Origin of the sequence: Campylobacter sp. LR291e, from assembly GCF_008633915.1 — a bacterium.
Taxonomy (GTDB): domain Bacteria; phylum Campylobacterota; class Campylobacteria; order Campylobacterales; family Campylobacteraceae; genus Campylobacter_D.
This window is the reverse complement of the sequence record NZ_VJNV01000005.1, coordinates 45,976-52,115: the sequence shown is the minus strand read 5'-3', so window position 1 is coordinate 52,115 and position 6,140 is coordinate 45,976. Positions and strand designations below refer to the sequence as shown.

Here is a 6,140-nt window from a genome sequence, read left to right as displayed (position 1 = left end):
ATTGACCAAAATACCAAGGATAATGTTGAAATTGCTAATCAATCATCTATAATCTCTGATAATGTTAGTAAAATTTCTAATGATATATTAAGTGATGTAAAAAGCAAGAAGTATTAAAAATTGAAGGCTAAATTTTGAATAATTTTTCAAAATTTGCCTTAAAAATTTATCATAATGATTTATAATTACAAAAATTCAAAGGAGGATTAAATGCAAACAGCCTTATTAATCAATGGTTCTAAAAAATTTTGTAATGATTCTACAAGACTTAATCACACTTTACAAGAAATAGCAAAAGAAGAACTTTTAAAAAGGGGTTATGGAGTGCTTGAAACCTTTATAGAAAGGGGTTATAATATAGATGAAGAGATACAAAAAATTTCTAAGTCTTCGCTTATAATTTATCAAATGCCTGCTTGGTGGATGGGTGAGCCGTGGATAGTTAAAAAATACATAGATAAAGTTTTTTCACTTGGCGGAGCTGGGGTTTTATATAAAAATGATGGAAGAAGCAATACAAATCCTAATAAAAACTACGGCAAAGGTGGGCTTGCAAATGATAAAAAAGTAATGCTTAGTGTAACTTGGAATGCCCCATACTCAGCCTTTGTAGAAGAAAATGATTTTTTTGAAGCAAAGGGCGTAGATATGGTTTATTTTCATTTAAGAAAATTGCATGAGTTTTGTGGGATGACTTTTTTACCTATTTTTATGTGTAATGATGTAGTTAAAAATCCACAAATTCGCACCTTTATGTCTAATTATAAAGCACATTTGGCTAAAGTTTTAGACTAGGTTTTTTTGTGGATAGTATTAGTTTTTACGCTTTTATACTTGGGATAATCGAAGGATTAACTGAATTTTTGCCCGTTTCTTCAACCGGGCATATGATTTTAAGTGCTCAAATTTTAGGCATTGAAAGAAATGATTTTTGGAAGTACTTTTTAATTATTATCCAACTTGGTTCAATACTTGCAGTAATAGTTGTCTTTTGGCAAAAACTTATACAAGGCTTTTTGCTATGGTTTAAACTAGGACTTGGTTTTTTTGCAACTGGCTGTATAGGCTTTTTTGTATCAGATTATTTAAACAATCTTTTTAATGGCTATATAGTAGCCATTATGTTAATACTTGGAGGCCTTATTTTTATAATAATAGAATATTTGCATAAAAATAAAAGCTATCAAGTAAATTCACTAGATGAAATAAGCTATAAACAAGCCTTACTTATAGGCATTATACAATCCCTTGCCATGATTCCTGGTACTTCAAGAAGTGGGGCAAGTATCATAGGAGGGCTTTTACTTGGACTTAATAGAAAGGTAGCGGCTGAATTTTCTTTTTTATTAGCCATTCCAACTATGATAGTTGCCACTGCTTATAGCATTTATCAAGAACCCTCCATGCTCTCAAACAATAACGCTTTTTTACCACTTTTAATAGGCTTTGTGGTATCTTTTTTTGTGGCTATTTTTGTGATTAAATTCTTTTTAAAATTCATAAGTAAATTTGATTTTATCCCCTTTGGTGTTTATAGGATTATACTTGGAGGAGTGTTTTTAGTTTTATATTCTAAAGGCGTTTTAAATGCATGGAGTGAATTTTAATTTTAAAAAAAATCAATTTAAAAAACAATTAAGCCTTTTAAAGTTAAAATTAAGCTTTGAAAAATTCAATAAATATAATAAATATTAAGGTTAAATATGGAAAAAGAAATAATTGGCTATGAAAATGAAGGCAAAATTTTAGACACTCAAAGTGCAGATAATACTACTTTTAAGCCTATATATTTTGATAATTCTCAAAAAAGTTTAGAACTTTTAAGGCATTCTTGTGCTCATTTAATGGCACAGGCTATTAAAAGTTTATATCCCGAGGCTAAATTTTTTGTAGGTCCTGTTATAGAAGATGGCTTTTATTATGATTTTAGAGTAAATGAAAGTTTAAATGATGAGGACTTAATAAAGATTGAAAAAAAGATGAAAGAATTTGCTGAAAAAAAGCAAGATATACAAAAATACGAACTTTCAAAAGAAGACGCAATAGCTAAATTTAAGGATGATGATTTAAAACAAGAAGTAATGCTTCGTATACCTGATGGCATGGTTAGCATTTATAAGCAAGGTGAATTTGAAGATTTATGCCGTGGTCCTCACTTGCCAAATACTAAATTTTTACGATTTTTTAAACTAACTCGAATTGCAGGGGCTTATTTGGGTGGTGATGAAAAAAGAGAAATGCTTACTCGTATCTATGGTACGGCCTTTACTGATAAAGAAAGTTTAAAAGAATACTTACACATTATAGAAGAGGCTAAAAAAAGAGACCATAGAAAATTAGGTAATGAGTTAAAATTATTTAGCTTTGATGATGATATAGGTGGGGGATTACCTATATGGCTAAGTAGGGGTGCTAGACTTAGAAGCAAACTTGAACAAATGCTTTATAAAATTCATAGATTAAGAGATTATGAGCCTGTTCGTGGACCTGAGCTTTTAAAGGCTAAGGCTTGGCAGATTAGTGGGCATTATGAAAACTATAAGGAAAATATGTACTTTACTCAAATTGATGAGCAAGAATATGGCATAAAGCCTATGAATTGTGTAGGGCACATTAAAATTTATCAAAATGAATTAAGAAGTTATAGGGATTTGCCTTTAAAATTCTTTGAATATGGCGTAGTGCATCGCCATGAAAAAAGTGGAGTTTTACATGGCTTATTTAGAGTTAGGGAATTTACCCAAGATGATGCACATATTTTTTGTATGCCAAGTCAGATAAAATCGCAAGTTTTAGAGATTATAGAATTTGTAGATAAATTAATGGAACTTTTTGACTTTAATTATGAACTAGAAATTTCAACAAAGCCTCAAAAGTCAATAGGGGCTGATGAAATTTGGGAAGAAGCTACTAAGGCCTTAAAAGATGCTCTTAATGAACAAGGCTTAAAATATGGTATAGATGAAGGTGGTGGGGCTTTTTATGGTCCAAAGATTGATATAAAAATTACCGATGCACTTAAAAGAAAATGGCAGTGTGGGACCATTCAAGTAGATTTTAACCTACCTCAAAGATTTAATTTGGAATATACAGATTCAAATAATGAAAAAAAACAGCCCGTAATGCTTCACCGTGCAATCTTAGGAAGTTTTGAAAGATTTATAGGAATTTTAACAGAACATTGTGGAGGGGAATTTCCATTTTTCATAGCCCCTGTTGGCGTTGGTATAGTTATAGTTAATGACAAACATTTAGAATATGCAAAAAGTATAAAAAGAATGCTTTTAGAACTTAATGTAGATAGTGAAATTTATGATAAAAACGAAACTTTAGCTAAAAAAATTCGTAGTGCAGAAAAACAAAAATTGCCAATGATTTTAGTAATAGGAGATGAGGAGTTAACAAATAAAAGTGTCGCCCTACGCGATAGAAGGGCTAAAATTCAAAGGAATTTAACTTTGGATAAATTTATTGATTTTATTAAGGAGAAAATTAGTGAGGTACATTTTTGAGTAAAGAAAAAGAAGCATTGCTCAATGAAGAAATTAGAGCAGATGAAATTCGTTGCATAGGTGATGATGGCAAGGTTTATGGCATTATCAGTAGCGACGAGGGTTTAAAGATTGCTAATAGCTTAGGACTTGATTTGGTAATGATAGCACCTGATGCCAAGCCCCCAGTTTGCAAAATAATGGACTTTGGAAAATTTCGTTATCAACAAGAAAAAAAGCAAAAAGAAGCCAAGAAAAAACAAAAGGTTATCGATATTAAAGAGATAAAACTCTCTATTAAAATTGCTCAAAATGACATTAATTATAAAGTAAAACACGCTTTAGAATTTTTAGAACAAGGAAAACATGTACGTTTTCGTGTCTTTTTAAAAGGACGCGAGGTTACAACGCCAGAAGCTGGTATTTCTTTACTTCAAAAAATTTGGCAAATGATAGAAAATAAAGCAAATTGCGACAAAGAACCAAGCTGTGAAGGACGTTATGTTAACATGCTTGTAACGCCTAAAAAATAATTGCTTATCTTAGATAGGCAATTATTTTAATTTTTAATTTTGTAAAAAAAAATATGCAAAAAATTATTAAGATTGGCATCGCTTTAATTGCTGTGTTTTTGAGTGGTTGTTTAAGTACTACTACTTCAAGTAACCCACCGACAGAATATCAATGCAAAGACCTATTGAGATTAATTAATGGAAAAAATGGTGACGAAGCAATAAAATTAGTAAGCGATAAAGACTTACTAGAACAAATATCTTATTGTAAAGAAAATTACGAATCAAAAAAATAAATAATTAATTTGTAAAAACAAGGACTGCTTGGCTTTTTTTATTGTTCTCTTATAATATAAACTATAAAATTTCAATCAATAGCTATCCCATTTTGATAATAAATTTTTTTAATAAATTTACCATCTTCATTATAAAAATTAATCCAGCCATGCTTTGTGCCATATTTATAGCTACCACTTTGGCTTAATTGTCCATTTTTATGATATTCTTTAAATACCCCTTTTACGCCATTATTATTTTGAATTTCATATTGCAAGGTGCCATCTTCATAAAAACCCTTGCTAAGCCCATCTACCTTTCCATTTTTATAATATTCTTCACTTTTTAAGGAATTATTCTCATAAAAACTTTTATATTCTAGCTTTTGACCATGTTCATCAAATAATTCTTGTGCATAAAATTTACCATTTTGATCATAAAATTTTTTAATATCTACAACCTTATCATCTTTCATTAAGGCCTGAGTCTTTAACTCGCCATTTTCATGATAAGTTTTACAAAGTCCATTTAATTTATCATTCTTATAAATCAAACTTGATAAAAGCGTGGCTTGTTTGCTGTAATTATTTTCAGCTCCTTCTTTTTGACCCTTATTGTTATATTTTGTAACAAAACGCAAAACCCCATTTTCATAAAATTCCTTATAAAAACCTATAAAATAATCATCTTTCATAGTATATTCTTTATAAAGTTGAGTATTTGCAAAATACTCATAAAATACCCCATTTTGCTTATCATTTTTATAAGTTTTTACAAATTTTGGCGTATTAATAGCATAAAATTCCCTAAATACCCCATCCTTTTGACCTACCTTATTATAATATTCTTCTTTCTTAATAGAACCATCTTCAAAATACACTATATCCTTGCCAGTGATATTATTATCATAAATTAATTGCAAGGTATGCTTAGTACCTGTTTCAAAATAACTTATCCACTCATCTATCTTTATATCATATTTAAATTTACCACTAAGGCTTGTTTTACCATTATCATAATACGCCTTATAAGTACCATTTTTCTTACCATTTTTAAAATCTATTTCTTCTTTTAATTTTGAGTTACTAAAATACTCCTTATAAGTTCCATCTTTTAAATCATCTTTCAAGCTATATTTTTTATAAATTTTACCATCTTCAAAGTATTCTATAAAGGTCCCATTTGCCTTATTATTTTTATAATTTCCTTTTAATTTTAAAGCCCCACTTTCATAAAATTCCTTATATTCCCCAAGCCAAACGCCATTTTTAAATATCTTTTCACTTCGAACATTACCATTTGCATAAAATTCTTTTTGAACCCCATTTAAGCTAGATGCATTTTCTTGTTGATATTTTATTTCTTTTAAACCAGAATTGCTTGCACAAGCTACTAAAATAAGGCTAACAAAGCCACTTAAAATTATTTTTTTCATTTATTCTTCCTTGTTTTCTTTTGGTAATCCCTACTTTCTGGGTTATACACATCAATGCCCGTTTTCATAATCTTGTCATAAACGCCAATTTTATATTTTAGCATTTCCTTTGCTTTTTCTAATTTAAGTACTTCTTTATTTATATTTTCAAGTTGATTTTCAAGCATTTTTTTTCTATCAGGTGCACTATCAATACCCTTTGTCGATAAGTAAATATAAGTCTTAATATCCTTTAAACTCATATTTATAGAACGCAAACAAGATATCCACCTAACCCATTCCACATCTGTTATACTAAAATATTTTACTAAATTTTTGTCTTTTTGCACAAAGGGTAACAATCCTTTTTTAGCCCAAAAACGAATAGTATGAGATGAAACGCCAGTAAGTTTTTGAACCTCTATAACAGTATAAGCCATAATATTC

At 29.3% G+C, this 6,140-nt stretch carries 6 protein-coding genes and 1 pseudogene; 5 read left to right on the top strand and 2 right to left on the bottom strand.

Annotated elements, in window-relative coordinates:
- The 5 genes and pseudogenes from FMM58_RS01455 to infC all read left to right on the top strand — a co-directional run.
- Window positions 1-117: pseudogene (locus FMM58_RS01455) on the top strand (methyl-accepting chemotaxis protein); the annotation flags it as partial.
- Between the two features lie 93 nt (window positions 118-210).
- Complete coding sequence (locus FMM58_RS01450) at window positions 211-795, top strand: NAD(P)H-dependent oxidoreductase (RefSeq protein WP_150151514.1); 585 nt, start codon at window positions 211-213, stop codon at window positions 793-795.
- A gap of 17 nt (window positions 796-812) precedes the next feature.
- A complete protein-coding gene (locus FMM58_RS01445; RefSeq protein ID WP_411675280.1) occupies window positions 813-1,607 on the top strand; it encodes an undecaprenyl-diphosphate phosphatase in 795 nt (264 codons plus the stop codon).
- 96 nt (window positions 1,608-1,703) lie between these two features.
- Window positions 1,704-3,512: a threonine--tRNA ligase gene (gene thrS, locus FMM58_RS01440; protein ID WP_150180315.1), complete on the top strand. Its 1,809-nt coding sequence runs from the start codon at window positions 1,704-1,706 to the stop codon at window positions 3,510-3,512.
- Entirely contained in the window at window positions 3,509-4,024 is a 516-nt protein-coding gene (gene infC, locus FMM58_RS01435) for a translation initiation factor IF-3 (RefSeq protein ID WP_150180314.1), read from the top strand. The genes thrS and infC overlap by 4 nt, the downstream gene beginning before the upstream one ends.
- Before the next feature lie 346 nt (window positions 4,025-4,370).
- Here the strand turns inward: infC and FMM58_RS01430 are convergent, their stop codons facing one another.
- A complete protein-coding gene (locus tag FMM58_RS01430; RefSeq protein ID WP_150180313.1) occupies window positions 4,371-5,714 on the bottom strand; it encodes a toxin-antitoxin system YwqK family antitoxin in 1,344 nt (447 codons plus the stop codon).
- The gene (locus FMM58_RS01425) at window positions 5,711-6,133 is read right to left on the bottom strand and encodes a MerR family transcriptional regulator (RefSeq protein ID WP_150180312.1); all 423 of its coding nucleotides are present in this window, start codon (window positions 6,131-6,133) and stop codon (window positions 5,711-5,713) included. The genes FMM58_RS01430 and FMM58_RS01425 overlap by 4 nt, the downstream gene beginning before the upstream one ends.
- Window positions 6,134-6,140 lie beyond the last annotated feature (7 nt).

Excerpts from the sequence above, each read along its gene's own strand:
- FMM58_RS01450 (WP_150151514.1), top strand. The coding sequence starts at position 211 with ATGCAAACAGCCTTATTAATCAATGGTTCTAAAAAATTTTGTAATGAT.
- FMM58_RS01430 (WP_150180313.1), bottom strand. The coding sequence starts at position 5,714 with ATGAAAAAAATAATTTTAAGTGGCTTTGTTAGCCTTATTTTAGTAGCT.
- FMM58_RS01425 (WP_150180312.1), bottom strand. The coding sequence starts at position 6,133 with ATGGCTTATACTGTTATAGAGGTTCAAAAACTTACTGGCGTTTCATCT.
- thrS (WP_150180315.1), top strand. The coding sequence starts at position 1,704 with ATGGAAAAAGAAATAATTGGCTATGAAAATGAAGGCAAAATTTTAGAC.